General features: G+C 70.5%; 21 protein-coding genes. 6 read left to right on the top strand and 15 right to left on the bottom strand.

All coding sequences use genetic code 11. The features are described 5' to 3' along the window. The first annotated feature begins 64 nt into the window (after positions 1-64). Positions 65-1054: a GlxA family transcriptional regulator gene (locus tag LV75_RS29765; protein ID WP_253890664.1), complete on the top strand. Its 990-nt coding sequence runs from the start codon at positions 65-67 to the stop codon at positions 1052-1054. Here the strand turns inward: LV75_RS29765 and LV75_RS29760 are convergent. Continuing rightward, positions 1035-1622: a hypothetical protein gene (locus LV75_RS29760; RefSeq protein WP_253890663.1), complete on the bottom strand. Its 588-nt coding sequence runs from the start codon at positions 1620-1622 to the stop codon at positions 1035-1037. The two genes, LV75_RS29765 and LV75_RS29760, sit on opposite strands and share 20 nt — an antisense overlap. Before the next feature lie 177 nt (positions 1623-1799). Here LV75_RS29760 and LV75_RS29755 point away from each other — a divergent pair, with 177 nt between their 5' ends. From LV75_RS29755 to LV75_RS29745, 3 genes are read left to right on the top strand one after another with little or no spacing between them, the layout of a single operon-like run. Further along, positions 1800-2504 carry an LppX_LprAFG lipoprotein gene (locus LV75_RS29755; RefSeq protein WP_253890662.1) on the top strand — a complete coding sequence of 235 codons (705 nt, stop codon included), beginning with the start codon at positions 1800-1802 and terminating at the stop codon, positions 2502-2504. Continuing rightward, complete coding sequence (locus LV75_RS29750; RefSeq protein WP_253890661.1) at positions 2501-4024, top strand: MFS transporter; 1524 nt, start codon at positions 2501-2503, stop codon at positions 4022-4024. Before LV75_RS29755 ends, LV75_RS29750 begins: the two co-directional genes overlap by 4 nt. A 57-nt stretch (positions 4025-4081) precedes the next feature. Then, positions 4082-4432 carry a GNAT family N-acetyltransferase gene (locus LV75_RS29745; protein ID WP_253890660.1) on the top strand — a complete coding sequence of 117 codons (351 nt, stop codon included), beginning with the start codon at positions 4082-4084 and terminating at the stop codon, positions 4430-4432. On the opposite strand, the gene LV75_RS29740 is transcribed toward LV75_RS29745, so the two are convergent. Both LV75_RS29740 and LV75_RS29735 read right to left on the bottom strand, forming a co-directional pair. Further along, positions 4422-5957 carry an alpha/beta hydrolase gene (locus LV75_RS29740; protein WP_253890659.1) on the bottom strand — a complete coding sequence of 512 codons (1536 nt, stop codon included), beginning with the start codon at positions 5955-5957 and terminating at the stop codon, positions 4422-4424. The two genes, LV75_RS29745 and LV75_RS29740, sit on opposite strands and share 11 nt — an antisense overlap. 12 nt (positions 5958-5969) lie before the next feature. Further along, complete coding sequence (locus LV75_RS29735; RefSeq protein WP_253890658.1) at positions 5970-7547, bottom strand: alpha/beta hydrolase; 1578 nt, start codon at positions 7545-7547, stop codon at positions 5970-5972. 109 nt (positions 7548-7656) lie between these two features. Between LV75_RS29735 and secA2 the strand changes: the two genes are divergently transcribed. Next, the gene (gene secA2, locus LV75_RS29730; protein WP_253890657.1) at positions 7657-10011 is read left to right on the top strand and encodes an accessory Sec system translocase SecA2; all 2355 of its coding nucleotides are present in this window, start codon (positions 7657-7659) and stop codon (positions 10009-10011) included. A gap of 17 nt (positions 10012-10028) precedes the next feature. Here the strand turns inward: secA2 and LV75_RS29725 are convergent, their stop codons facing one another. From LV75_RS29725 to panB, 7 genes are all read right to left on the bottom strand, one after another. Then, positions 10029-10469 carry a GNAT family N-acetyltransferase gene (locus LV75_RS29725; protein WP_253890656.1) on the bottom strand — a complete coding sequence of 147 codons (441 nt, stop codon included), beginning with the start codon at positions 10467-10469 and terminating at the stop codon, positions 10029-10031. 364 nt (positions 10470-10833) lie between these two features. Further along, positions 10834-11589, bottom strand: coding sequence for a helical backbone metal receptor (locus LV75_RS29720; protein WP_253890655.1), 756 nt, complete (start codon positions 11587-11589; stop codon positions 10834-10836). Further along, positions 11582-12250: an NADPH-dependent F420 reductase gene (npdG, locus tag LV75_RS29715; RefSeq protein ID WP_253890654.1), complete on the bottom strand. Its 669-nt coding sequence runs from the start codon at positions 12248-12250 to the stop codon at positions 11582-11584. The genes LV75_RS29720 and npdG overlap by 8 nt, the downstream gene beginning before the upstream one ends. A 44-nt stretch (positions 12251-12294) precedes the next feature. Next, positions 12295-13695: an RNB domain-containing ribonuclease gene (locus tag LV75_RS29710; RefSeq protein ID WP_253890653.1), complete on the bottom strand. Its 1401-nt coding sequence runs from the start codon at positions 13693-13695 to the stop codon at positions 12295-12297. 50 nt (positions 13696-13745) lie between these two features. After that, the gene (locus tag LV75_RS29705; protein ID WP_253890652.1) at positions 13746-15470 is read right to left on the bottom strand and encodes an NAD+ synthase; all 1725 of its coding nucleotides are present in this window, start codon (positions 15468-15470) and stop codon (positions 13746-13748) included. 102 nt (positions 15471-15572) lie between these two features. Continuing rightward, the gene (gene pip, locus LV75_RS29700; protein ID WP_253890651.1) at positions 15573-16520 is read right to left on the bottom strand and encodes a prolyl aminopeptidase; all 948 of its coding nucleotides are present in this window, start codon (positions 16518-16520) and stop codon (positions 15573-15575) included. Between the two features lie 91 nt (positions 16521-16611). Then, positions 16612-17472, bottom strand: a complete 861-nt coding sequence (gene panB / locus LV75_RS29695) for a 3-methyl-2-oxobutanoate hydroxymethyltransferase (RefSeq protein ID WP_253890650.1) — start codon at positions 17470-17472, stop codon at positions 16612-16614. Positions 17473-17618: 146 nt separating this feature from the next. On the opposite strand from panB, the gene LV75_RS29690 reads away from it, so the two are divergent. Continuing rightward, the gene (locus LV75_RS29690; protein WP_253890649.1) at positions 17619-18671 is read left to right on the top strand and encodes a M48 family metallopeptidase; all 1053 of its coding nucleotides are present in this window, start codon (positions 17619-17621) and stop codon (positions 18669-18671) included. A gap of 1205 nt (positions 18672-19876) precedes the next feature. Here LV75_RS29690 and LV75_RS29685 read toward each other — a convergent pair. Genes LV75_RS29685 through LV75_RS29665 form a run of 5 tightly spaced genes read right to left on the bottom strand, consistent with a single transcriptional unit; the run spans position 19877 to position 24240 of the window. Then, positions 19877-20077, bottom strand: a complete 201-nt coding sequence (locus tag LV75_RS29685; protein ID WP_253890648.1) for a hypothetical protein — start codon at positions 20075-20077, stop codon at positions 19877-19879. A gap of 9 nt (positions 20078-20086) precedes the next feature. Next, positions 20087-20563, bottom strand: a complete 477-nt coding sequence (locus tag LV75_RS29680; protein ID WP_253890682.1) for a hypothetical protein — start codon at positions 20561-20563, stop codon at positions 20087-20089. Positions 20564-20578: 15 nt separating this feature from the next. Then, positions 20579-21586, bottom strand: a complete 1008-nt coding sequence (locus LV75_RS29675; protein WP_253890647.1) for a C40 family peptidase — start codon at positions 21584-21586, stop codon at positions 20579-20581. Continuing rightward, entirely contained in the window at positions 21583-22209 is a 627-nt protein-coding gene (locus tag LV75_RS29670; protein ID WP_253890646.1) for an RNA-binding protein, read from the bottom strand. Before LV75_RS29670 ends, LV75_RS29675 begins: the two co-directional genes overlap by 4 nt. Positions 22210-22212: 3 nt before the next feature. Further along, positions 22213-24240 (bottom strand): magnesium transporter, encoded by a 2028-nt coding sequence (locus LV75_RS29665; protein WP_253890645.1) that lies wholly within the window; start codon positions 24238-24240, stop codon positions 22213-22215. Positions 24241-24295: the final 55 nt, after the last annotated feature.

Genomic DNA, 24295 nt, shown 5'->3' with positions numbered 1-24295 from the left:
GGGTGCGGCCAAGCCGCCGCCTTGGCCTAGTGGCCTGATTGCCAATATGTGCAAGAATCTGGCCATGACGCACCGGGTGGCCGTCCTGGCGATCGACGAGGCGGTCGGCTACGACCTGACCATCCCGCCGCAGGTCATGCGGGCCGCGGTGGACTCGGCCGGGGAACCGCTCTACGAGGTGGTGGTGTGCGGGGTCGACGCGAAGCCGGTGCGGATGACGACCGGGTTCACCGCGCTGCTCGACCACGGACCGGAGGCGCTGGAGACCGCGGACACGGTGATCGTGCCGGGTACCCGGTCACCGGGGCCGCGGTTGCTGGGGACGCTGCCGGGCGACATCGCCGCCGCCCTCGCGCGGGTGCGGCCGGACGCGCGGGTGATGTCGATCTGCACTGGTGCGTTCGTGCTGGGTGCGGCCGGTCTGCTGGACGGGCGGCCCGCGACCACGCACTGGAAGTTCGCCGACGAGTTCCGCGAGCTCTACCCGGCGGTCCGGCTGGACCCGGACGTGCTGTTCGTCGATGACGGGGACGTGCTGACCTCCGCCGGGCTGGGGGCCGGGGTGGACTTGTGCCTGCACGTCATCCGCACGGACTTCGGTTCGGAGGCCGCGAACCGGGCCGCTCGGTACTGCGTGGTGCCGCCGTGGCGGGAGGGTGGGCAGTCCCAGTTCATCGATCGCCCGCTGCCCGAAGGTGGCTCCGACGGAGTCGCGCCTACTCGCGCGTGGGCTCTACGCAGGCTGCACGAACCGTTGGAGTTGGCGACGCTGGCCGACCACGCCTCTATGAGCGTGCGGACCTTCTCGCGTCACTTCCGCGCGGAGACAGGGCTATCGCCGGGGGCCTGGCTCATCCAGCAGCGGATCAGGTTGGCTCGCCGCCTTCTGGAGACAACGGATCTACCGGTGGATCAGGTTGCCGAGCAATCGGGCCTCGGTAGCGCTACCTCGCTGCGTCAGCACCTGCGATCGGCGATCGGGGTGTCGCCCTTGGCCTACCGGAAGATGTTCCGGCCTAAATCAGTGCCAGCATCTAGATCAGTACCGGCATGAGGTCGCGGTCGAGGCTCCACTCGATCAGTTCCATGCGCTCGGAGAGCCGGTAGAGGAAGCCCTCGAAGTCGCGGCTCTGGTCCGGGCAGACCAGGTCGGCGGTCGCGCCGACGGCCTGCTCGATGAGCCGGGACGGGACGCGCCGGAGGCCGAGCGAGGGGGTCTGGTCGACCCACGCGAGCAACTGGTCGCGCATCGCCGGGTTCGCGCAGTGGACCGCGACCAAGCGGCGCCTGCGCAGGGCGAGGGTGAGGTCGGTGCCCGCGAACAGCGGGGCGTGGCCCGCGCGGCGGACGACGGCCGCGATCTCCTCGAAGCCCTCCTCCGCGATGGAGCCCAGCCCCGCCACCGAGGCCATCTCGGCCGAGGTGAGCTGACCGGCCGCCACCACCGCGGAGACCGGGTTGACCGAGGTCGCGAGCCTGCCGCAGGGGGCGGCCAGGTAGCTGACCATGCGCCCGGCGAGCGGGCCGACCAGGTCGGTCACCTCCAGGAAGACCGAGGAGGCGTAGGGGACCAGATCCGCCCACACGACGGCTTGCACTCGACCGAGACCTACGTCACTCAATGAACACCTGCCGCTGCGCTTCGTCGTCAATATGGACAACCTTGACTCCCCGAATGGGGGAACTCAAGCACTCTCCGAAACCAACACCCGAAAGGTTGAAAGTTGTAACAGGGAGTGTCACACCCCGCTGTGGACAACTTCCGCGGCCCTCAGCGGCGGCCGCCTACGATCTGGGCCATGGTCAAGCGCGGGTGGGTCGTGGCGGTGTTGGCACTCCTCGGGGTGCTGGCGACGGGGTGTACATCGGATGAGCCGACCGGGGGCGGCGGGAACCTGCCGGACGGGGCGGCGCTGCTGCGCGACGCGTCGGCGGCGACGAAGCAGATCAAGAGCGCGCACTTCACGCTGAAGGTCAACGGGACGGTGTCGGCCATCCCGGTGCAGAACGCCGAGGGTGACCTCACCCGGGAGGGCGGGCCTTCCGGTGCCGCCAAGGGCACGGTGAAGCTGACCCTGCTCGGGCAGCTCATCGAAGGCGAGTTCGTCCTGGTCGACGACTCCCTCTACATCAAGGGCCCCACCGGGGGCTTCCAGAAGTACCCGGCGTCGCTGAGCTCCAACATCTACGACCCCTCCGCGATCCTCGACCCGGACAAGGGCATCGCCAACGTGCTCGGCAAGGTCCAGAACCCGCGCACCGACAGCAAGGAGTCGCTGGACGGGACCTCCACCTACAAGGTGTCCGGTAAGGCCACCAAGGACGTCGTCAGCGCGGTCGTGCCCGGCGTGAACAGCGACGTGGACATCACGGTGTGGGTGCGCGAGGACAACAAGCAGCCCGTCAAGGCCTCGGTGAAGCTGCCCAGCGGGGAGGGCCAGACCGCGACGGTCGACTTGACCCTGTCCGACGTGGACAAGCCGGTGACGATCACCGCGCCATGAGCAGGGGACGCACTGTCGCGATCAGCGCGGGGGCGCTGGCCGTGCTGCTGGGGGCGCTGGACACCTACGTGGTGGTCAGCGTCCTGCGGCAGATCATGACCGACCTGGAGATCGCGGTGAACCGCCTCGAGCAGGTCACCCCGATCATCACCGGGTACCTGCTCGGCTACATCGCGGCGATGCCGCTGCTCGGTCAGGCCTCGGACCGGTTCGGGCGCAAACTCCTGCTCCAGCTCTGCCTCGTCGGGTTCCTGGTGGGGTCGGTGGTGACCGCGCTCGCCGAGGACCTGCCGATGCTGGTGGCGGGGCGGGTCGTGCAAGGCGTGGCGAGCGGCGCGCTGCTGCCGGTGACGATGGCGCTCGCCGCGGACCTGTGGGACGAACGCCGCCGTTCCACCGTTCTCGGGACCGTTGGCGCTGCCCAGGAGTTGGGTAGCGTCATCGGCCCGCTCTATGGGGTCGCCCTGGCGGCCCTACCGCTGTGGGGCGACGCGTTCGGGATCAGCGGCTGGCGCGGGGTGTTCTGGGTCAACGTGCCCTTGGCGGTGCTGGCGATGGTGGCCATTCAGTTCACCGTCCCCGCGCATCGCAAGGCAGAGGTACCGGTACGCGTAGACGTCGTGGGTGGACTGCTGCTGGCGTTGACTCTTGGGCTTGCCGTGGTCGGGTTGTACAACCCGGACCCGCGCAACGCGGTATTGCCGCCGTGGGGTCTACCGGTGCTCTTGGGGGCTGTAGCGGCGTTGGTCGCGTTCCTGCTGTGGGAACGCCGGACGCCTACGAAGCTGATCGACCCGGCCGGGGTGAACATGCGCGCCTTCCTGGGCGCGCTAGCCGTGTCTGGGGTGGCGGGTGCCGCCCTGATGATCACCTTGGTTGATGTGGACCTGTTCGCGCAGGCGTTGATGGGCAAGGACGACGAGGGTGGCGTCCTGCTGTTGCTGCGCTTCCTGGTGGCGCTACCGATCGGGGCCGTGGTCGGCGGCTTGTTGGCGGGGCGCTTCGGGGAATGGGCCGTGACTGCGGCAGGCATGGTCATCGCGGGCGCCGGTTACCTGTTGATGTCCGGCTGGCCCGCGAACCCCGCGGCCGCGGAGTCGCTTTTCGGACTGTCGCGGGTGGACGTGGACCTGGTGGTCGCGGGGCTAGGGCTGGGTCTGGTGATCGCGCCGCTGTCGTCGGTGGTGCTGCGCGTGGTTCCCGCTGAGCGCCACGGGGTGGCGTCCGCGGGGGTCGTGGTCGCCCGGATGACGGGGATGCTGGTGGGTGTGGCGGCGCTGTCGGCTTGGGGGCTGCACCGGTTCCACTCCCTGACGGCGGGCTTGGCTTTGCCGCTGCCGTGGGGCAAGTCGCCGGAGGTGGCTGCGCGCGAGCAGCGCGAGTACCTGGACGCGTTGCAGGCGGCCCTGGTCACCCAGTTCACGGACGTCTTCCTGATCACCTCGGTGTTGTGCGGGGTGGGGGTTGTGGTGGCGGTAATGCTGTGGAGCCGGGGGCGGCGTGGTGTGACCATGGGGTGATCGCTAGCACTCGGGAGTGCTGCCCGATCGGCGGGGTCCAGGGTCGAGGCGTTGTCGGTGGCGCAGCTGCGGCCGTCGTTGATCGCCGATTGGCAGGCGGCTTACCCCGAGGACACCGAGGAGCGGCTCATCCAGCTCGCCGAGCGGACGACCCTCTACGAGCGGGGCGAGTTGTACGTGCGGGACGGAATCGCGCAGTTCGAGAACGTGGTCGTGCGGCCCCAATGGCGCGGGCGGGGTTTGGGGCGGCGGCTCGTCGTGGAGGCGCTGCACCGGTCCGCGCAAGCCGGGGCAGATATCTGGTTCTTAATCGCCGAGGCGACCGACTGGCCCTTGGGTTGGTACGAGCGGTTGGGCTACCGCGCCGGGTCAGTGGTGCACGTCTATCAGCGGACGCCTAGCAAGTGAGGTCTTGGGCAGGCGGCTTAAGAGTGACCAGGTAGTCGATGCCCGCGTCGTCCACGCACGAGGAGCCGTCCAAGAAGGCGGTGTGTTGGGTGGCTTTGTAGGTGATCAGGCGGGCGTTGAGGTCCTTGGCGAGGTTGACGCCCGCTGTGTAGGGGGTTGCCGGGTCGCCGGTGGTGGAGATGACGAGCAGGGTGGGGATGCCGTCGACCTTGGGCTGGTGGGGCTGGCTGGTGTTGGGGACCGGCCAGAACGCGCAGGTGTCCAGGGCGGGTAGCGGCGGGTCGGTGTCGGCCATGAAGGTGCCCTTGGTGGCCTCGGTGATCTGCCGGGACGTCGACTCGAGCGTCACGCGGTCGGTGATGCGGGGCTCGTCGACGCAGCGGATGGCGTTGAGGGCGGCCATGAGGTTGGAGTACCCGCCCTTGGAGTCGCGACCGATGTAGGCGTCGGCCAGGAGCAGGAAGGTGTCGCCCTTGCCAGCCGACAGCTCGTCGAGCGCCTTGGTGAGGATCACCCAGTACTCGTCGTTGTAGAGGGCGGCGGCGATGCCGGTCGAGGCGTCGCTGAGGGAGAGTTTGCGGTTGCCGACGGCGAGGGGCTTGTCCTCGAGGGGCTTGAGCAGCGCCTCCAACTGGCTCTTGGAGGTGACCTTGCAGCGGGAGCACTGGGCGAAGTAGGCGTCGAGGGCCTGCTCGAAGCCCTTGACCTGCCCGATCGTCTGCTGGGCCGGGTCCTCGTTCGGGTCGACGGCACCGTCGAGGATCATCGCGCGGACGTTGCCGGGGAAGGTCTCGGCGTAGGCGGTGCCGATCCGGGTGCCGTACGAGTAGCCCAGGTAGCTCAGCTTCTCGTCGCCGAGGGCGGAGCGCAGGACGTCCATGTCCCGGATGACCTCGCGGGTGCCGACGTTGGCGAGCACCTCGGCGCCGCCGCTGAGCTTGGCGCAGCCGTCCGCGTACGCCTTGTTCTCCGCCTCCACCTCGGCGACGGTGTCCGGCTCCGGCTGGACGCGCTTGGCGTCCATCTCAGCGTCGGTGAGGCACTCGATCCTCGGCTCGCTCACCCCGACCCCGCGCGGGTCGAAGCCGATGATGTCGAACTTCTCCACTAGAGCGGACTTCTTGGCCTTACCGGCGATGAACACGGCGGCAGACATACCGGACGCCCCCGGGCCACCCGGGTTGAGCAGCAGCGAGCCGACCTTCTCCCCCGTGGCGCGCTGGCGCAAGACACCAACGGTGATCGTGCGGCCGTCTGGCTTGGCGTAGTCCAGCGGGACGCTAAGCAGCGCGCACTCGACCCCTCGGGTGCCGAAGGCACTCTTGCTCTCGTCGTCGTGGCTCAACGAGCGGCAGTCGCGCCAGGTGAGGGCCTGGCCGTAGTAGCGCTCCAGACCAGCGGGCACCGGGCCCTTGGGACCCAACTGCTCGGTCTGCCCCGCCGTCGGGGTACCGGTGATGGTGCTGGTGCAGGCGCTCAAGAGGAGTGCGGCCGCGGCCAACACGCCCACGCGGGATGTACGCACACACCCATCCTGTCAGGCTGAGCAGCGCACGCCCTCTGGCGGCAGCCGCAGCTCGGTGAGATAAGCGGCACCCGCGTCGTCGACACAGCGCACACCCTGGAGGAACGCGGTGTGCTGGGTGGCCTCGTAGGTCAACAACCGGCCACCCAATGCACCCGCTAGAGCGACACCGGCTTCGTAAGGCGTGGCTGGGTCACCAGTTGTTGATATGACCAACACCGGCGGGAGGCCCTTCACCGAAGGTAGGTGTGCCGTGCCGGTCGGAGGCACCGGCCAGAACGCGCAAGCGTCGAGTGCGTCGGATGCCGGACCTCCGTCGTCGAGGAACGGAGCGGCTGCCTTATAGCGGCGTTGGGCGTCGAGGACGGCTGCGCGATCGGTTACGCGAGTGTCGTCGACGCAGCGGACAGCGACGAACGCGTCCTGGGTTGTCGTGTAGCGACCGTGCCTGTCGCGCTCCATGTAGGCGTCGGCAAGAGACATCAGGGTCTGGGCGCGGTTCTGCTTGAGCTCGTTGAGGCCGGTGTTGAGCAACTCCCAGAGCTTCTCTGAATAGAGGGCCTGGGTGACGCCGGTAGTGGCATCGGAGAACGACAGCCGCCGCCCGTCGCTGGTCTCGATCGGGCGGGTGACTAACGGCCGCACTAAGCGCTGGAAGGCCGACTGAGCACGGGTGGCGTCGCCGCCGAGGGCACAGTCCTGGCGTTGCACGCACCAGGCGATGAAGTCGGTGAACGCGGACTGGAACCCGGTGGCCTGGGCGACCAATTCGGCGACCGCGTCCTGGGTCGGGTCGACGGCGCCGTCGAGGACCATCGCGCGGACGTTGCCGGGGAAGGTCTCGGCGTAGACGCTGCCGATCCGGGTGCCGTAGGAGTAGCCCAGGTAGGTCAACTTCTCGTCGCCGAGGGCCGACCTCAGGACGTCGATGTCGCGCACGACGTCGCGGGTGCCGATGTTGGCCAGCATGGCGGCGCCGTGGCCGGTGCGCTCGGCGCACTTGGCCACGTAGTCGCGCTGCTCGGCCTCGACCTTGGCGACCCCGGACGGCGAGGCGTCCAACTCGTCGTCGTCGGCCCGCTCCGCGTCGCGCTCGGCATCGGTCAGGCAGTGGACGGCCGGTTCACTCGAACCGGTACCACGTGGGTCGAATCCGATGAAGTCGAACCGCTTGTTCACATCGGCGACACCGGACAAACGCACCGCAGTGGACAAACCGGCCACACCCGGACCGCCCGGGTTGATGATCAGGGACCCGATCCGCGCCCCGTTCTCAGTTGCCGGTTTTCGGACGATCCCCAGGGTGATCGTGTCGGCGCCGGGCTTCGCGTAGTCGAGCGGCACCGTCAACCGCGCGCAGCGGACCCCCTCGGCGCGCAGCGGCTCCCGGTCACCGTCGGTCTTGGCGTAAGGGGCACAGTCTTCCCAGGTCATCGCCTGGCCGTAGTACCGTTCGAGCCCGGCGGGAACGGCTCCGCGGGGGCCGCGCTGTTCGGTCACCGGCGCAGGCGGGTCGGCCGTGCACGCCACGAGCGCGCTCGCGGTCAGGGCGAGCGCGGCAACCAGAGCACTCGCGACCGACCTCCGCACCGGAGTGATCCTGCCACCCGGATGCGGAACTCACCTGCCGTGCTGCACCGTTAGGTGGCAGGGCGAGAATTGCGTCACGTGGTGGACGAGGGAAGAGGTGGCCGGGACCGTGGCTGCGTTTCTGACACGGGTCAAGAGCGGGTTCCAGCGACTGCTGGAGCGCCCGTCGACCGTCGACCTCAAGCGGTACACCGAGGTCCTGACCTCGATCAAGTGGCGCGAGGAGCGGGTCGCCAAGCTCGACGACGCCGAGCTGACCGCGGCGGCCGTCGCGCTGCGCGACAAGGTCGGCGGCAAGTCGATGGACAGCCAGGCCATGGTCGAGCTGTGCGCGCTGGGCCGCGAGGCCGCGCGGCGCGCCCTGGACCAGCGGCCTTACGACATGCAGCTGGTCGGCGCGATGGAGCTGCTGCACGGGCGGGTCGTGGAGATGGGCACCGGTGAGGGCAAGACCCTCGCGGGCGCGCTCGCCGCGGCCGGGTACGCGCTGCAGGGCCGGGCGGTGCACGTCATGTCGGTCAACGACTACCTCGCCCGCCGCGACGCGGAGTGGATGCGGCCGGTGTACGAGCTGCTCGGCGTGTCGGTCGGCTGGGTCGACCAGGAGTCCAGCTCGGAGCAGCGGCGCGCGGCCTACCGCAGCGACGTCACCTACGGCGCGGTCAGCGAGATCGGCTTCGACGTGCTGCGCGACCGGCTGTGCGTGGACCCCGACGAGCTGGTGCAGCGGACCCCGGACGTGGCGCTGATCGACGAGGCCGACTCGGTGCTGGTCGACGAGGCGCGGGTGCCGCTGGTGATGGCCGGGTCGACCGACGACAGCCAGGGCGACCCCGAGGTGGCCCAGATCGTGCGGACCCTGCGCGCCGGGCAGCACTACGAGCGCGACGAGGACAACCGCAACGCCTGGCTGACCAGCCGCGGCGCGAAGGTCGTGGAGAAGGCGCTCGGCGACATCGACCTGTACTCCGGCGACCACTCCGACCGGCTCGCCGCGGTGAACGCCGCCCTGCACGCGCACGCCCTGCTGCAGCGCGACGTCGACTACATCGTGCGCGACGGCAAGGTCCACCTGATCAACACCTCGCGCGGCCGGATCGCGCTGCTGCAGCGCTGGCCGGACGGGCTGCAGGCGGCGGTGGAGGCCAAGGAGCGGCTCAAGCCGACCGAGAGCGGCGAGGTGCTCGACTCGATCTCGGTGCAGGGCCTGGTCGGCCGCTACCAGCGGGTGTGCGGGATGACCGGCACCGCGCAGGCCGTCGCCGAGCAGCTGCGCGAGTTCTACGAGCTGAAGGTGTCGGTGATCCCGCCGAACAAGCCGTGCGTGCGCGAGGACGAGCCGGACCGGGTGTACGACACGGTCGAGGCCAAGGAGTCCGCGCTGGTCAAGGAGATCGTGGCGCAGCACGAGACCGGGCGGCCGATCCTGGTCGGCACCATGGACGTCGCCGAGTCGGAGCGGATCGCCGAGAAGCTGACCGAGGCTGGCGTGTCGAGCGTGGTGCTCAACGCGAAGAACGACGCCGAGGAGGCCGCGATCGTGGCCGAGGCGGGGGCGTTGAACGCGGTGACGGTGTCGACGCAGATGGCGGGCCGCGGTACCGACATCCGCCTCGGTGGCGCTGAGGGCGACGACACCGACCACGACAAGGTCGCCGACCTGGGCGGGCTCTACGTGATGGGCTGCGGGCACTACCCGAGCAGCAGGTTGGACAACCAGCTGCGCGGCCGGTCCGGGCGGCAGGGCGACCCGGGTGGCTCGGTGGTGTTCGCGAGCCTGACCGACGACTTGGTGACGCAATACGCGCCGGACGCGACCGCAGGCACCGACGCCGAGGATGACGGCCGCCATGACGACCCGACTTCGCGCCGGTTCATAGAGCACGCACAACGCGTCGCAGAGGGCGTCAACCTTGACGTCCACCGCAACACCTGGCGGTACACGCGCCTCATCGAACACCAGCGCGGCATCGTCTTGGCCTACCGCGACGACGTTCTGAACACGCCACTGGCGGCTACCCAGCTCAAGGAGCGGCTGCCGGAGCGTTGGGAGGAGCTGGCTGCGGACCTCGACGAGGACGTGCTCGAGGTGGCGGCTCGGCATGTGCTGCTGTTCCACTTGGACAGTCGGTGGTCGCAGCACTTGGCGTACCTGTCGGATGTGCGGGAGACGATCCACCTTCGGGCGCTCGCGCGGGAGACGCCGATCGATGAGTTCCACCGGGCGGCTATTAGTGAGTTCCGGGGACTGCTTAAGGACATCGGCGATCTGGCGGAGGAGACGTTCTCGACGGCTTCGGTGACCGCGGACGGGGTGGACTTGGAGCAGGCGGGTCTGCGGCGGCCGACTTCGACGTGGACGTACATGGTGCACGACAACCCGTTCGACTCGGACGCGGAGCAGGCGTTGCAGCGGGTGCGGGCTTCGTTGAAGCGGGTGAAGGCGGCCAAGGCGAAGGCTTGACGTGGGCCGACTGGCCGCTAGGTGGCGAGGGGGCGGTTGTAGGTGATGAAACCCCTATAGACGGCCACTTTGTCGTAGAAGGCGCGGGCTGTGGTGTTGCTGTCGTGGGTGTGCCAGTAGAAACTCGTGGCGCCGTGGGACTCGGCCTCTTGGGCTAGCCACTCGATCATGGCTCGCGCGACGCCTTGTTTGCGGGATTCGGGGACTACGTAGAGGTCTTGGAGATAGAGGGTTCCGACAGACCAGACGCTGGGTTGGTGGCGGTAGTGCGCTATGCCGACCATTTCTCCGTCGACGCGGGCGGCTATGCCTCGGACTTCTTGTGCTTCAACAAGTCGGTGCCAGGCTTGGGTGTAGCCGTCGTCGGGGATGTTGGTGCCGAAGGTGGCGTTGTAGGCGCGGGCCAGCACGGTCCAGGCTGCGTGGTCTGGGGCGGTCAGCGGGGTGATCTCAGGCATGGACCCATGGTGCCTGGTTTGGGCCGGCCTGGGTTGAAGATCGAACTCGACTGAGCAGCCCCCGAATCCCAGCGTACCGGCGGAGACTGACAATCGGCTGCTACTGGCTGGCGGGCTGTGGATAGCTTCGCGGCGGTTGTGGACCGGTTATCCACAACGCCTGGGTTGTCCACAGATTCTCGGGGCGGCCGATTTCTTGGGCCAGAACGACTAGACTGGCATCGGGGCCGCCCCCCGGAGAGGGTGGGGGCTGCGCCCCGGACCCGCGCGCGGGGGACAGCGAAGCGGGGGCGAGGGGGACGGGCGCCTACGCCGCCGCGAACGGCTCCAAGTCAGCTGCCGTGGTGTGGGGGCAGTGGGGGGGTTATGGAGTGAGGGCGGCGGTGAGGGCGGCTCTTGCGGTGACGAGGGAGGGGCCGTACCAGGTTAGGTAGCGGCCTACTACTAGTACGGATTGCTTGTGGGGGAACCAGTTGGGGCCGTCGTCGGCCGTGAACTCGTAGGGTTCGTCGGGCAGGATGGCTAGGTCAGCTGATGTGGCGTTCAGGTCGTCTATGGACGGCCGGGGGTAGCGGTCGGGGTGGGTGGCGTAGGCGTTTGCTATGCCTAGGCGTAGCAGCACGTCTCCGGCGAAGGTGTCTCTGCCGACGACTACCCAAGGTTTGCGCCAAACTGGCACGATTGCTGTTGTCCAGACTGGGACTGTGGTCGACCAGGTTTCTTCTGCTTCGGCCAGCCAAGCAGGGGTGACGCCTAGGCCAGCTAGCAAGCGGCGGGTGGAGGCGAGGCCTGCGGGGACGGTGGTGGGGGCGTCGGTCACCCAGACCGGGACGCCTGCCGCGCGGAGTTCTTCCGCGTCGGCTAAGCGGTTCTCCTCGGTGTTGGTGATCACCAGGTCCGGGCGCAGGTCGCGGACGCGCGCCAGGTCCGGGTACTTCGAGCCGCCGACCCTGGTGACGTCCAAAGTGGACGGGTGGGTGCAGTAGTCCGTGGCGCCGACCAGCAGGCCGGGGGCGGACACCTCGACGGCCTCGGTCAGGGAGGGCACCAGGCTGACCACCCGGCGGAACGACCCGACCCGGCCGACGACTCCCCCGTGGTCGTCGACCGCGTCAGACATCGGTGATCCGCAGGCCCGCGTGCGACTTGTACCGGCGGTTGATCGCGATCAGGTTGGCGGTGAGCGCCTCGACCTGGTGGGCGTTGCGCAGCCGACCGCCGTAGACGCCGCGCGCGCCGGGGATGGCGTCGGCGAGGGCGCGCACCGTGTCGGTCGCCTCGCGGTCGTCGCCGAGGACCAGCACGTCGATGTCGACCTCGGCCACCGACAGGTCGGCCAGCAGCACCGCGGACACGTGGTGGAACGCGGCGGTGACCCGGGACTCGGGCAGCACCCGCTCGGCCTGCTGCGCGGCGCTGCCCTCCTCGACCGCGAGCGCGAACGGGCCCTGCTTGTCGAACCCGAGCGGGTTCACGCAGTCGATGACGATCTTGCCGACGAGCTGGTCGCGCAGGCTCTCCAGCAGCTCGCGGTGGCCCTCCCAGGGCACGGCGACCAGCACGATGTCGGCGTCGGCCGCGCAGCCCGCGTTGTCCAGGCCGCTCACGTGCGCGACCCCCGCCTGCTCGCGCAGCTCCGCCGCGGCCGACTCGGCCCGCTCGGCGGCGCGCGACCCGAGCACGACCGCGATCCCGGCCTTCGCCCAGCGCAGCGCCAGCCCGCGCCCCTGCGGCCCGGTCCCGCCCAGCACTCCGACCTTCAGCTGCCCCAACTCCGCCACGTGCGTTCCCTTCACCCAGAGCCGTCACCGGCAACGGTAGTGACTCACGCCCGCTCGAAGGTGACCCGGCGGCGGATCGGGTCGGTCGCGGTCAGCCGGACCCGCACCCGCTCACCCTCGCGCTGCCCCTCCCCCGCCGCCTTGGCCAGCACCGGCGGTTCGGGGACGAAGATCTCCGCCACCGTCGCCTCCGCGCGCAGCACCACCGCGTCGAACTCGGCGCCGACCCGGTCGCCGAGGACCCATGCCTCGACCTGGTCCAGGCAGGCCCGGTCGACCTTCGCGGCGTACGAGTCGGAGGTCTCCATCAGGCCGGGCAGCAGCGGCAGGGCCGCGCGCACCCACTGCGGGACCGGCTCACCGGCGGAGACGGCCAGGCAGATCTCCGTGCCGAAGCGGTCGACCAGGCGCCGCAGCGGGGCCGTGACGTGGGCGTAGGCGGCCGCGATGCCCGCGTGCGTGACGACCTCGGGCAGCTCGCCGTCGAACACGGTGTACCCGGCGCCGCGCAGCAGCCGGGTGGCGTCCATGAACAGCGCCAGCGCCGCGGGGTCGGTCGGGTCCAGGGTCGCGAGGAGTTCGGCGGCGCTGGCGTCGGCGGGCCACTCGATGCCCAGGACGGCCGCGGAACGCCGCAGCCACTCGATGGCGTTGTCGTCGGCCGGGGGCAGGGTCCGCAGCACCCCGATCCCGGCGCGCAGCATCAGTTGGGCCGCGCACATGCCGGTGAGCAGGGACAGCTCCGCGTTCCAGGCGTCGACCGGGGTGCGCGGGCGCAGCACCAGCCCCCAGGTGTCGCCGTCGCGTTCGATGTCCTGCTCGGGCAGTTGCAGCTCGACCGCGCCGCGCTTGATCGCCAACGCTCGGCGCAGCGCGCCCACCTCGGGCAGCAGTGCCAGCGACGGGTGCGCGCGACCGGCGTCGATGTCGGCGTGCACGGTCTCGTAGTCGAACTGGGCGACCGAGCGGACCCAGGCGCGCCGCACGTCCGCGCCGACCGGGTTGCCGTCGGGGTCCAGGTCGATCGTCCACAGCGCGGCGGGGCGGCGCTGGTCGGGCAGCAGGCTCGCGGCGCCCTCGGACAGCGCCGTCGGGTGCAGCGGGACGTTGCCGTCGGGCAGGTACACGGTCTGGCCGCGGGTGCGGGCGACCTCGTCGATCGCGCCGCCGGGGTCGACGAACGCGCCGAGGTCGGCGATCGCGTAGTGCAGCCGGTACCCGTCGCCGCGGCGCTCCAGGTGCATCGCCTGGTCGAGGTCCTTGGCACCGGGCGGGTCGACGGTGACGAACGGCAGGTCGGTCCGGTCGACCCGGCTGCCGCGCGGCCCGGCGGCGACAGCGGCCGCGGCCTCGGTCAGCGCGGCGGCCGGGAACCGCTCGGGGAGGTCGAAGTCGGCGCGGACTCGCGCGAAGTCCCCGCCCGTCTGGTTCAGCGCGGAGTCCACGCTGGCACCCTAACCGGTGAACGCCGCCGGTGGGGTCCGGTGAGACGCGGTCAGCGGGTGCCCTCCCGCCAGGCGTTGGTGATGGGCAGCCGCCGGTCCCGGCCGAACGCCCGGAAGCTGATCTTGGTGCCCGGCGGGTACTGGCGGCGCTTGTACTCGGCGCGGTCGACCAGCCGCAGCACCCGGTCCACCACCTCCGCGGTGAACCCGGCGTCGAGCAGGTCCTGGTAGCCGCGGTCGCCCTCGACGTAGTCGTCGAGCACGGCGTCGAGCAGCGCGTAGTCGGGCAGCGAGTCGCTGTCGAGCTGGCCGGGCCGCAGCTCGGCGGAGGGCTCCTTGCTGATCGAGTTCTCCGGGATCGGCGGCACCTCGCCGAGCTTGTCTGCCTCGGCGTTGCGCCAGCGCGCCAGCTCCCACACCAGCGTCTTGGGCACGTCCTTGATCGGGGCGAACCCGCCGACCGCGTCGCCGTAGATGGTCGAGTAGCCGACCGCGAGCTCGGTCTTGTTGCCGGTGGCCAGCACGAGGTGGCCGTGCTGGTTGGACAGGCCCATCAGCGTGACGCCCCGGCAGCGGGCCTGGACGTTCTCCTCGGCGAGCCCGGTGAGCGCGAGCTGGTCGACGAACACGTCCACCATCCGCGCGATCGGCTGGACGCTGTAGTGCACCCCGGTGCGGTCGGCGAGGTCCTTGGCGTCGGAGCGCGAGTGCTCGGAGGAGTAGCCCGAGGGCATCGAGACCCCGTGCACGGCGTCGGCGCCGAGCGCGTCGACCGACAGCGCGGCGACCACGGCCGAGTCGATGCCGCCGGAGAGGCCGAGCACGACCGAGCGGAACCCGTTCTTGCGGACGTAGTCGCGCAGGCCGGTGACCAGCGCGGCCCACACCTCCGCCTCCTCCGACAGCGCCTCGGCCGGGGCCGGGTTGTGCTGGGGTTCGTAGGCGGGCACCGGCGCCGCGGAGACGGTGACCCTGCGGACGGCGAACTCGTCGTCGGCCCGGGCGTCGGTCTTGGCCGCGCCGCCGGGCAGGTCGAGGTCCACGACCATCAGGTGCTCGACGAACTGCGGGGCGCGGGCGAGCAGCGTGCCGTCCGCGGCGACCACCATCGAATCGCCGTCGAAGACGAGGTCGTCCTGGCCGCCGACCTGGTTGACGTACACCAGCGGCGCACCGGCCTCGGCGGCGCGGCGGGCGACCAGCGGCAGCCGGGCGTCGTCCTTCTTGCGCTCGTACGGCGAGGCGTTCGGGGAGACGACCAGGTCCACCCCGGCGCGGCCGAGCGCGGCGATGGGGCCGCCCTCCTGCCAGATGTCCTCGCAGATGACCATGCCGACCTCGAGGCCGCGCACGCGGACGATGTCGAGGCTCTGGCCGGGCTTGAAGTAGCGGCGCTCGTCGAACACGCCGTAGTTGGGCAGGTGGTGCTTGAACTGGTGGGCGACGACCCGGCCGTCGTGCAGGACGGCCGCGGCGTTGCGCGGGCCCTCGGCGTCGTGGTCGAGGTAGCCGACGTAGGCGGGCAGGTCGGCGCAGCCCGCGTCGGCCAGCTCGGCGGCGAGGCGGGTCAGCGCGTCCTTGGCCGCGGCCCCGAAGGACCGGCGCAGCGCCAGGTCCTCCACGGGGTAACCGGTGAGCACCATCTCGGGGAACACGACCAGGTGAGCCCCGGCCTCCGCGGCCCGGCGCGCCCAGGACACGACCCCGGCCGCGTTGCCGCCTAGATCTCCGACAGTGGGGTTGACCTGGGCCAGTGCGATCCGGAGCTGTGGCATGTCCTCATCCTCCACCATGTTTTCGCCTCAGAGGCGAAAATACGGGCCGTGGGTGAGGAACACCATAGGTCCTGACGGCCGGACCAGGGCTTCATGACCGAATCAGCGGAACTCGTCGGTCGCCGAGCGGAGGGCTTCGAGGACGCCGGGGTCACCGGTGGAGTGGCCCGCCTGAGGCAGGATCATCAGCTTCGCGGTGGACCAAGCCTGGGTTAGGTGCCATGCGGCGGCAGGCGGGCACACCATGTCGTAGCGACCCTGGATGACCCTGCCGGGGATACCGGCGAGCAGGTAGGCGTCTCGCAGGAGTTGGTCCTCGTCGAGCCAGCCGTCGTGGGCGAAGTAGTGCAGGGCCAGGCGGGTGAAGGGAACCGCGAACACCGGATCCGCGTACTGGGCGACTAGAGCCGGGCTGGGCACTAGAGACACCGTCGCCCCTTCCCAGTTGCTCCACGCCGCGGCAGCGTCAGCACGGACCGCGGGGTCTGGGCTGGCGATCAGCTCTTGGTAGACGCCGAGCGGATCACGACCGGCGGGCACTAGGCGCAAGAAGTCCGCCCATGCCTCGGGGAAGACCGAGCCCGCGCCACCGCGGTAGAGCCAGTCCAGTTCCGCCCGGCGCAGCAGGAAGACGCCGCGCAGGATGATCTCCGTGACCCGGTCGGGGTGGCGCTGGGCGTAGGCGAGGGCGAGCGTGGCGCCCCACGATCCGCCGAACACCTGCCAGCGGTCGACCCGCAGGTGCTCGCGCAGGCGCTCCAGGTCGGCGACCAGGTGCCAGGTGGTGTTGGTGGCCAGGCTCGCGGCCGGGTCACCGACGTGCGGCAGGCTCAGGCCCGCGCCCCGCTGGTCGACCAGCACGATCCGGTACGCGGACGGGTCGAAGTGCCTGCGCTGCACCGGGTTCGTCCCCGCGCCCGGCCCACCGTGCAGGACGACGACGGGCTTGCCGCCCGGGTTCCCGCTGACCTCCCAATAGACCCGCTGGCCATCGCCGACGTCGAGCAGGCCCCGCTCGTGCGGCTCGATCGGCGGGTACAAGGGCACCATGTGACCCATGCTGCCCTAGAGCCCGGCGCGGTGCGGCGGGCGCCGCACCGCGGGGGGACCCCGCACGGCGGACCGTGCGGGGCGGCCGACCTCAGTGGAAAGCGTGTTCCGGTGCGGGGAAGTCCTTGCCGCGCACGTCATCGGCGAACGCCTTCGCCGCGTCGAGCAGCGTGTCGGCGATGTTGGCGTAGCGCTTCACGAACCGGGGCGCCTTGGCCCGGCGCAGCCCGGCCATGTCCTGCCAGACCAGCACCTGGCCGTCGCAGTCGGGTCCGGCGCCGATACCGACGGTCGGGACCCGCAGCTCGTGGGTGACCCGCTTGGCGACCTCGGCGGGCACCATCTCCATGACCACCGCGAACGCGCCTGCCGCCTCCAGCGCCAGCGCGTCGGCCACGATCCCGTCGCCGGTCTCGCCGCGACCCTGCACCCGGTAACCGCCGAGGTTGTGCTCACTCTGCGGGGTGAACCCGATGTGGCCCATGACCGGGATGCCCGCGTTGGTGATCGCCTGGACGTGCGGGGCGAACGCGCGCCCACCCTCCAGCTTCACCGCGTGCGCGCGGCCCTCCTTCATGAACCGCACCGCCGTGCTGACGGCCTGCTCGACCGACACCTGGTAGGACCCGAACGGCAGGTCGGCCACGACTAGGGCGCGGCTCGCGGCGCCGGTGACCGCGCGGACCAGCGGCAGCAGCTCGTCGACGGTGACCGGCAGGGACGTCTCGTAGCCGAAGACGTTGTTGGCCGCGGAGTCGCCCACGAGCAGGACCGGGATGCCCGCCTCGTCGAACAGCTCGGCGGTGTACATGTCGTAGGTGGTGAGCATCGGCCACGGCTCGCCGCGGTCCTTGAGCTCCTGGAGGTGGTGGACGCGCACGCGCTTGACCGGCTTACGGGCGGTTCCCGTGCCGTAAGGGGCGGCGACTTCCGGATTGGGCTCGGTTGGCATCGCTGTCGACCGTCCTTCCCTCGAGGCCCGCGTCGTCGCGGGTCCCCGGGTAGTGGCGGGGTGCTTACCCGACCCAGCGTCGCACCGGTCGCGGCGGCAGGCGAGACCGTGGGACAGACCTCACAGGGAGGTGACACCATTCTCCTGTGCCCACAAGATCACTGGCCGACGACGTCACCGCCAGACCAGGCGCGAACGCCGCCACCCGCGCCGCCGCGGCGGTCGCGGTCCTGGTCTACCTGCTGCTGGCCGGGCTGCTGCTCACCGCGGCGTGGCTGCTCGCGATCGCCCGGGGCTTCGCGCTGATCAACTACGTGCTGGCCGCCGCCCTGCTCGGGTTCGTCTGGCTCGCCCGCCCCCGCCTCGGCGGGCTGCACCCGGACACGACCACCCTCGACCGCGCCGCGGCCCCGGCACTGTTCGCCGTGGTGGACGCGGTCACCGAGCGGCTCGGCGCGCGCCGCGTCTGGCGGATCGCGATCTCGCCGGAGTACAACGCCTCCTACCGCGTGGTCGGGTTCCGCAGGCGCGTGGTCCTCACCATCGGCTACCCGCTGTGGAACCTGCTCGACCCCGCGGAGCGCGTCGCGCTGGTGGCCCACGAACTGGCGCACGGGGTCAACGGCGACACCAGCCGCGGCACCCTCATCGCCCCCTCGCTGAACGCCCTGGTCGAGGCCATCCACGCGTTGCGCGGCGACCTGACCGACGACGAGCAGGGCCTGGCCGCGTTCGGCGCGACCCTGGGCCGGGCGGTCGGTTTCGTGGTGTCGCTACCGCTGCTCGGCCTGCTGCGGCTGCAGGAACGCCTCCTGCTGAGCTCCTCGCGCCGCGCCGAGTACCACGCCGACCACCTCGCGGTGACCGTGGCGGGCGCGGCGGCGGTGGTCTCCCTGCTGCACAAGGCGCACCTCGAGGACCGGGCGCTGCGGGCACTGCGGACCGCGCTGGTCCGCCGCGACCCGGACCCGTGGGCGACGGCGCGGGCGTGGTTGGCGGACCTGGGCCCGATCACCGTGCCGGAAGGCGACAGCACGGACTCGACGCACCCGCCGACCGAGCGGCGGATCGCCGCGGTGCTCGCCCGGTCGTACCCGGCGCCGACCTTTGTGTCCACTGTGGAGGAAGCGCGGCGCGCGGACCACGAGATGGCCCCTGCCCTGCGCGATGTTGTGTCGCTCTTGCGGGAGCAGCACTAGGGCACCCTGACGGGGTGCGCGCGATCGACCGAGGCCGACCTGGTCACCGGGCCCGAACCGCCTGGGCCCTCGCGGTGGTCTCGTACCTGGTAACCGCCGCGGTCATGGTCTTCTGCGGCTGGGTCGCCGTCGTGGCGAGCACCCAGGAGGTGTTGGTCCAGGGGGCGCCAACTCGGCATCCCGCTCGACGACGCCGACCCGGAGTTCGTGGTCTTTCGCGATCCTGTGGCGACCGGTCTTGTGCCCGATGCTCGCGCTGATGTTCGCTCAGGAACGCTTGCTGCTGCGGGTGGTGGGTTCTGTGGGCGGTCGTTCACAGGACTGGTCGTTCACAGGACTGGTCGTTCACAGGGTGGTTGTCCACAGTGGGGCGAGTTGTCCACAGGGTGCTGCTGAGGCGCCGATTTTGTCGGGGTGCGTCGGTAAGCTGTGTATTTGGGGGCTTTCGATCAGGTTGATCTTGACGCGTGCCCGGGTTGGGGATGCGGGGCAAGGGATTCGGGCCTCCGCCTTCGGCTCCGGTAAACGGCTCGCCTTCGGCATTGCATCTGATCCGCGATTTTCGAGCTTTGCTCGATGCGGTGGACCTGTTTTGCGCGGGGCCCCTACGACACCCGACGCAGAACCGCAAAGCAGGGGCCCAAAAGCAGGCCCTGCCGCGCGAACAACGCTACGGGTGCCGTCCCCCCACACAAAACAGGTCCACCCCATCGAGCACCTGGCACCAGCGACTCCGACTGTCCAGGCGCTGAGCAGGTGGGCTGGGGCGGACCTGACGGCAGCTGGGTTGGCACCGCAGGGTCCCACTGTCCAGGTGCTGGGAAGGTGGGTTGGGGCGGACCTGACGGGGGGCGAGTTGGCACCGCAAGGTCCGAGTGTCCAGGTGCTGGGTTGGCAGGGCCGACGAGGGCGGGCTGGGATGGCACCGCCGGGTCCGAGTGTCCAGGGCCGGATGGGTGGCTGCCAGGTAGTTGTCCACAACGCGTTCTGTTGTGCACAGGCCTAGATCGCTGGTCCCGTTCGGTCGGTGCGCGCTCGTAGGCTGTATATCGGGGGCACTTGAATCAGATGATCTTGGCGGGTGCCGAGGTTGAGTTGCGGGGCAAGGGATTTCGCCTTCGGCAACGCGACCGGGTGCGACCGGACTGGGCGGCGCGTGGTCGGGCCGGTGGGGCCCCGGCGCGGGGTGCCGGGGCCACCGGGGGTCAGTCGTCGCTGTTCCAGTCTTTGTCGGCTTTGTCGGCGGCTGCGGTGCGTTCGCGGGCTATGTCCAGGGCGCGTTCGGCGGTGGCGCGGTCCGGGTAGGGGCCGAGCAGGTCGACCGAGCGGGACCGGTTGCCGTGTTCCACCTGGTTGGTCTTGGTGTTGTAGTACCAGCCGGGATCGGGGTTCGGGTCGTCTGCCATGACGATCAGCTAACCCCAGTTGGGGGACGGCTGCACCGGGAAACCGCGCGGTGGGGTGTCCTGGTTGGCGTTGTGGTGCTGGCTGGGGATCGGGTCCAGGCAGGAGACCAGGACCTCTTGGTGCTCCGGGTGCTCGATGCGCCGGCCGTTGCGCTCGCGGTAGACCAGTTCGCCCTCGGTGTCGATCTCGACCATGCAGCCGACCTCGGCGAGCTGGTCCTCGTCCAGGTCGACCAGGCGCTCGCGGCGGGAGGGCACGACGCGGTACTCGGGCCAGTCGAGGTGGGCGTAGACCTGGTGGAACTCGTGCAGCAGGTGCGCCATGTGCTGCTGCCAGGGCAGCGGCATGGCCTCGGCGAGCGAGCGCGGCAGCACGACGTAGCCCTCGCTCACCCCCGGCCGGGCGGCCGAGTTGAGGAAGTCGCGCACCGGCGCGCCGGAGGCGGGTGGTCCTGGGTGCCGGGGGATCGGCCCGGGTGGGTACATGTTCAACGGTTCTCCTCAGACCCCCGGCCGCACGGCCTGGTTCATCAACTCGCCCTCGGTCCAGGAGACCGGTCGGATGTGCACCGGGACACCGTCCTGCTGGGCCTCCACGATCTTGCCATCGCCCAGGTACATCGCCACGTGGTGGATGGTCCTCGGGTTGGACTCGTCGTAGGCCCAGAACAGCAGGTCACCCGGTTGTGCCTGCTCGAGGGGCAGCAGCGCGCCCGCCCAGTACTGCTCGCGCGAGGTGCGCGGCAGGCTGATGCCGCCCAGGCGGTAGGACTGGACCATCAGGCTGGAGCAGTCGTAGGAGTTCTGCTGGTTGGTCGTGGCGCCCCACTGGTAGGGCTTTCCCTGCTGCCCCAACGCGAACTGGATGGCCGAGCCCGCCGCGACGGTCGGTGCGGGGAGCAGGTTGCCGAACCCGGTGCCGCAGCCGGTGAAGTTCTCGACGTGGCCGAGTTCGCCGATGAGGTGGGCGGCCATGGCCTCCCAGCGGTGGTACCGGTCGGGGAACCCGGAGCGCTCCACGTCCTGGGCGGAGTCGCCGGGGCGCTGGGTGTCCCAGTTGGGGACGTTGAGCAGCACGTCGTAGAACTTGTTGATGGCGTAGGTCGGGTTGGTGACCTCTTGCGGTGAGCCCCAGCCCATGGACGGCCGCATCTGGAAGATGCCCAGGGAGTCGCGGTCGCCGTAGTCGAGGCTGCGCAGTCCGGACTCGGTCATGCCCGCCTGGATCGCGATCTGCCACGCGCGCGAGCCGAGGTCGCGCTGCTTGCCGATGGCGATGATCATGGCGACGGTGCCGCGCTGCTCGTCGGTGAGGTTGCCCGCGTCCCCCGCGCCCGAGCCAGCCGGGCCGGTGCTGGCCGGGCCGAGCGCGGCGTTGCAGTTGCCCAGCCCGGCCGCCTTGGCCTCCTCGGCCTGGTCCTGCTGCACCACCTGGTTGATCGCGCCGGTGCTGATCACGGTGGTGAACACCGCGACCACCACGGACCCGACGATCAAGGCCGTTTTCATGCCGACCCCTGCTTGTACTCGGCGACCTTCCAGCCCTGCCCGGTGTCGATGACCGTGACGTGCAGGGGTTTGTCGTCGGTCGGCACGACGGCGTCGACCGACTTGGCGAAGGACACCTCGGCGCGGACCTCGCCGGTCACCCTGGTGGCCTTGATGTTGGCCGGGTCGACGCTGCCCATGACGCCGAAGTACTCCTCGGTGGTGAACGGGCGTAGCCGCTCCAGCCAGTCCTGGGTCGTGATGCCCGCGGGGTGGTCGACCCAGCGCTCGGCCCACTTGGTGACGGTGTCGAGCGCCTCCCGCGGCGCGCTGGGCCGGGTGGTGGGGCTGGGGGCGGAGGTGAGCCGGGTGGGCAGCGGGCTGGTCGTGGTCTGGGTGCCGAGGCCGCCGTCGGGGACCTGGCCGGGGCGGGTGGTCGTGGTGGCCGACACCGACGACTGGCCGCCCGCGGTGACCTGGTTACCCCCCTTGGTGCCCACCACCTTGGGGACGATGATCCCGGCCGCGGTGAGCACGAGCGCGGCGATGAACACCGCGACCCCTAAGTGCCGGGGCGAGCGCAGCGGCCAGCCCCACAGCTTGCGGTAGACCGCGGCCCGGCCGCGGTTGGTGCGGATCGGCACGGGTCACCTCACCACCGCGTCGGTCTCGCGGGGGCCGTCGTTGAGCGGCATCCGGCGCGGCGGCGAGTTGTCGGCGACCTCGAGCCCGCGCGAGGGCCGGTAGACCACGTGCACCGGCCTGCCCGCGACCATCTCGACGTCGGCGACCCGGGGGGCCTGGGTCGGCCGCGGCTCAACCGGGGCCTCGAACTCGCCGCGCCTGCTGGGCACCATGGACGGGATCACCACGGCGTCCTCGCCGCGGTCCCACCCGCGGTCGGCGACCGGTGAGGTGTCGACCATCCGGCTGGCGCGGCCGCTGCCGATGGCCAACCTGGTCGCGCCGACGGCCCCGGGCAGGTTGTTGAGCACGAGTTCGCCCTGGACCTCGCCGCGCCCGGACTCCAGGCTCGGCCGCGGCGCGCCGATGGCGGCCTGGGTCCGGCGGAGGTCCATCCGCTCGGCGTGCACGGTGACCGGGTTGCTCGCCTCGGGCCGGGGCCTGCGGCCGCTGGTGCGGGCCAGCGCGCCCGCCTCGGCGCTCTCCTCGGCCTCGCCCTCGCGCACGTGCTCCCAGAAGTCGTCCTGCGGGGTCGGCCCCTGGTGCTTGTTGCGCCGGAACCGGGAGAAGATCCCGGCCCCCGCGCCGGGCATCGATGCGCCCGCCGCTCCGACCGAGAGCTCCAGCATCTGCCACATCCGCCTGCCCGGGCGGCCGACCAGGAAGAACACCAGGGTCACGATGGCCGCGAGCAGCATCTGGGTCAGCAGCGAGAGCTTGGCCTCCGGGGAGAAGATCAGCTCGAGGAACTTGAAGTGGATGCCCGCCAGGATCGCCAGCACCAGCACGTTGAGCACGACGGCGCCGACCGCGCGGCCGACCTTGCGCAGGATGTCGTGGTGCACCAGGGCGACCAGGCCGATCACCGGGGCGGCCAGCGCCAGGATGCGCAGCAGCAGCTGGGCCAGCAGCACGGCGAGCTTGGCGAACAGCTGGAACAGCGAGTACACGATCGACTGGAACAGGGCCAGCACGCCCGCGCCGGTGCGGGAGCCGTCGGTGCCCTTGAAGTAGCCGGTCGCCGGGCCGAGTTGGGTGGCGATCGTCTTGTACTCGTTCTTCTTGGCCTGCTCGGCGGCGTTGTCGGCGTCGCGGCCGGTCACCAGGTCGTCGCGGGTCCACGCCTGCGCGTCGAGCAGCTTGCGGCCGTAGTCGCGCGCCTGCGGGGATTGCGGGTCGCCGAACTCGCCGCGCAGCCAGTTCTCGTAGACGACCTTGTTGTGCAGGTCGGTCGGCAGGATATGTCGGACGACCCGATCCTCTTCGGGGTCGACGAAACCCCCTTGGATGCCGGTGGTGGTGCGCACGATGACGTCGTCGATGCGGTCGTAGTTGGCCACTAGGACCGCCGATGACGCCGCCAACCACATGCCCGCGAACGCGAAGAGGGCACGTTTGCTGACCGTGGCGAGGTCGCCCTTCCAGATCTGACGGAACAGCAGGATCGCCAGCAGCAGCATGAAGACGCTGAACAGCTGGGTGTAGATGTTGTTGAAGACCGAGTCTGCTGCCTTGCCGATCTGCTCGTTGAGGCCGCCGAGGACACCGCCGGTCATCAACGTGTAGTGCAGCGAGTTGGTGGCGCCAACGATGTTCTTCGCCATGTTAAACAGCTCGTTGCCAGCCCAGTTGTCGATCGTGGCACCCGGGTCGGAGACACCGGTCGGCACGATCCCGCCGCAGGACTCGTCGTAAACGTGCCAGACCATGCCCGCGTAGCCGTAGACCAGGTAGGCGCTGTCGGCCTCACCGTTGCCCTGGGGCGGGTCGAGCGCGCCGACCATGCCCGCGCCCGGGCGTTCCGGGTTCGGCACGCAGGTGTCGTTGGCCTGCGCGAACGCCGGGCTGCCGATCACCGCCTGGAAGCTCAGCACGCCGATGACGGCGAGCATGGACCAGCCGCGGCGGGTCAGCGCCGCGCCGCGTTGTCTCCTCCGCCGCCGCGCCGCGAGCAGCAGCGTGGCGGCGGCCACCACCAGGAGCGTGATCATGTGACGTCCACCAACCTCGCCGGGCTCGGGTTACCAGACACGAGTGCCACTAGCT

It is taken from the genome of Actinokineospora diospyrosa (assembly GCF_024171925.1).
Taxonomy (GTDB): domain Bacteria; phylum Actinomycetota; class Actinomycetes; order Mycobacteriales; family Pseudonocardiaceae; genus Actinokineospora; species Actinokineospora diospyrosa.
Note: the sequence above shows the minus strand (reverse complement) of the source record. Positions and strands in the feature narration are given on the sequence as shown.

What these genes read in the sequence shown, in the direction of transcription:
- LV75_RS29750 (WP_253890661.1), top strand. Translation starts at nt 2,501, where the DNA reads ATGAGCAGGGGACGCACTGTCGCGATCAGCGCGGGGGCGCTGGCCGTG.
- LV75_RS29755 (WP_253890662.1), top strand. Translation starts at nt 1,800, where the DNA reads ATGGTCAAGCGCGGGTGGGTCGTGGCGGTGTTGGCACTCCTCGGGGTG.
- LV75_RS29720 (WP_253890655.1), bottom strand. Translation starts at nt 11,589, where the DNA reads ATGTCTGACGCGGTCGACGACCACGGGGGAGTCGTCGGCCGGGTCGGG.
- LV75_RS29765 (WP_253890664.1), top strand. Translation starts at nt 65, where the DNA reads ATGACGCACCGGGTGGCCGTCCTGGCGATCGACGAGGCGGTCGGCTAC.
- panB (WP_253890650.1), bottom strand. Translation starts at nt 17,472, where the DNA reads ATGCCAACCGAGCCCAATCCGGAAGTCGCCGCCCCTTACGGCACGGGA.
- LV75_RS29685 (WP_253890648.1), bottom strand. Translation starts at nt 20,077, where the DNA reads ATGGCAGACGACCCGAACCCCGATCCCGGCTGGTACTACAACACCAAG.
- pip (WP_253890651.1), bottom strand. Translation starts at nt 16,520, where the DNA reads ATGGTGCCCTTGTACCCGCCGATCGAGCCGCACGAGCGGGGCCTGCTC.
- LV75_RS29725 (WP_253890656.1), bottom strand. Translation starts at nt 10,469, where the DNA reads ATGCCTGAGATCACCCCGCTGACCGCCCCAGACCACGCAGCCTGGACC.
- LV75_RS29680 (WP_253890682.1), bottom strand. Translation starts at nt 20,563, where the DNA reads ATGTACCCACCCGGGCCGATCCCCCGGCACCCAGGACCACCCGCCTCC.
- LV75_RS29665 (WP_253890645.1), bottom strand. Translation starts at nt 24,240, where the DNA reads ATGATCACGCTCCTGGTGGTGGCCGCCGCCACGCTGCTGCTCGCGGCG.
- LV75_RS29675 (WP_253890647.1), bottom strand. Translation starts at nt 21,586, where the DNA reads ATGAAAACGGCCTTGATCGTCGGGTCCGTGGTGGTCGCGGTGTTCACC.
- LV75_RS29705 (WP_253890652.1), bottom strand. Translation starts at nt 15,470, where the DNA reads ATGCCACAGCTCCGGATCGCACTGGCCCAGGTCAACCCCACTGTCGGA.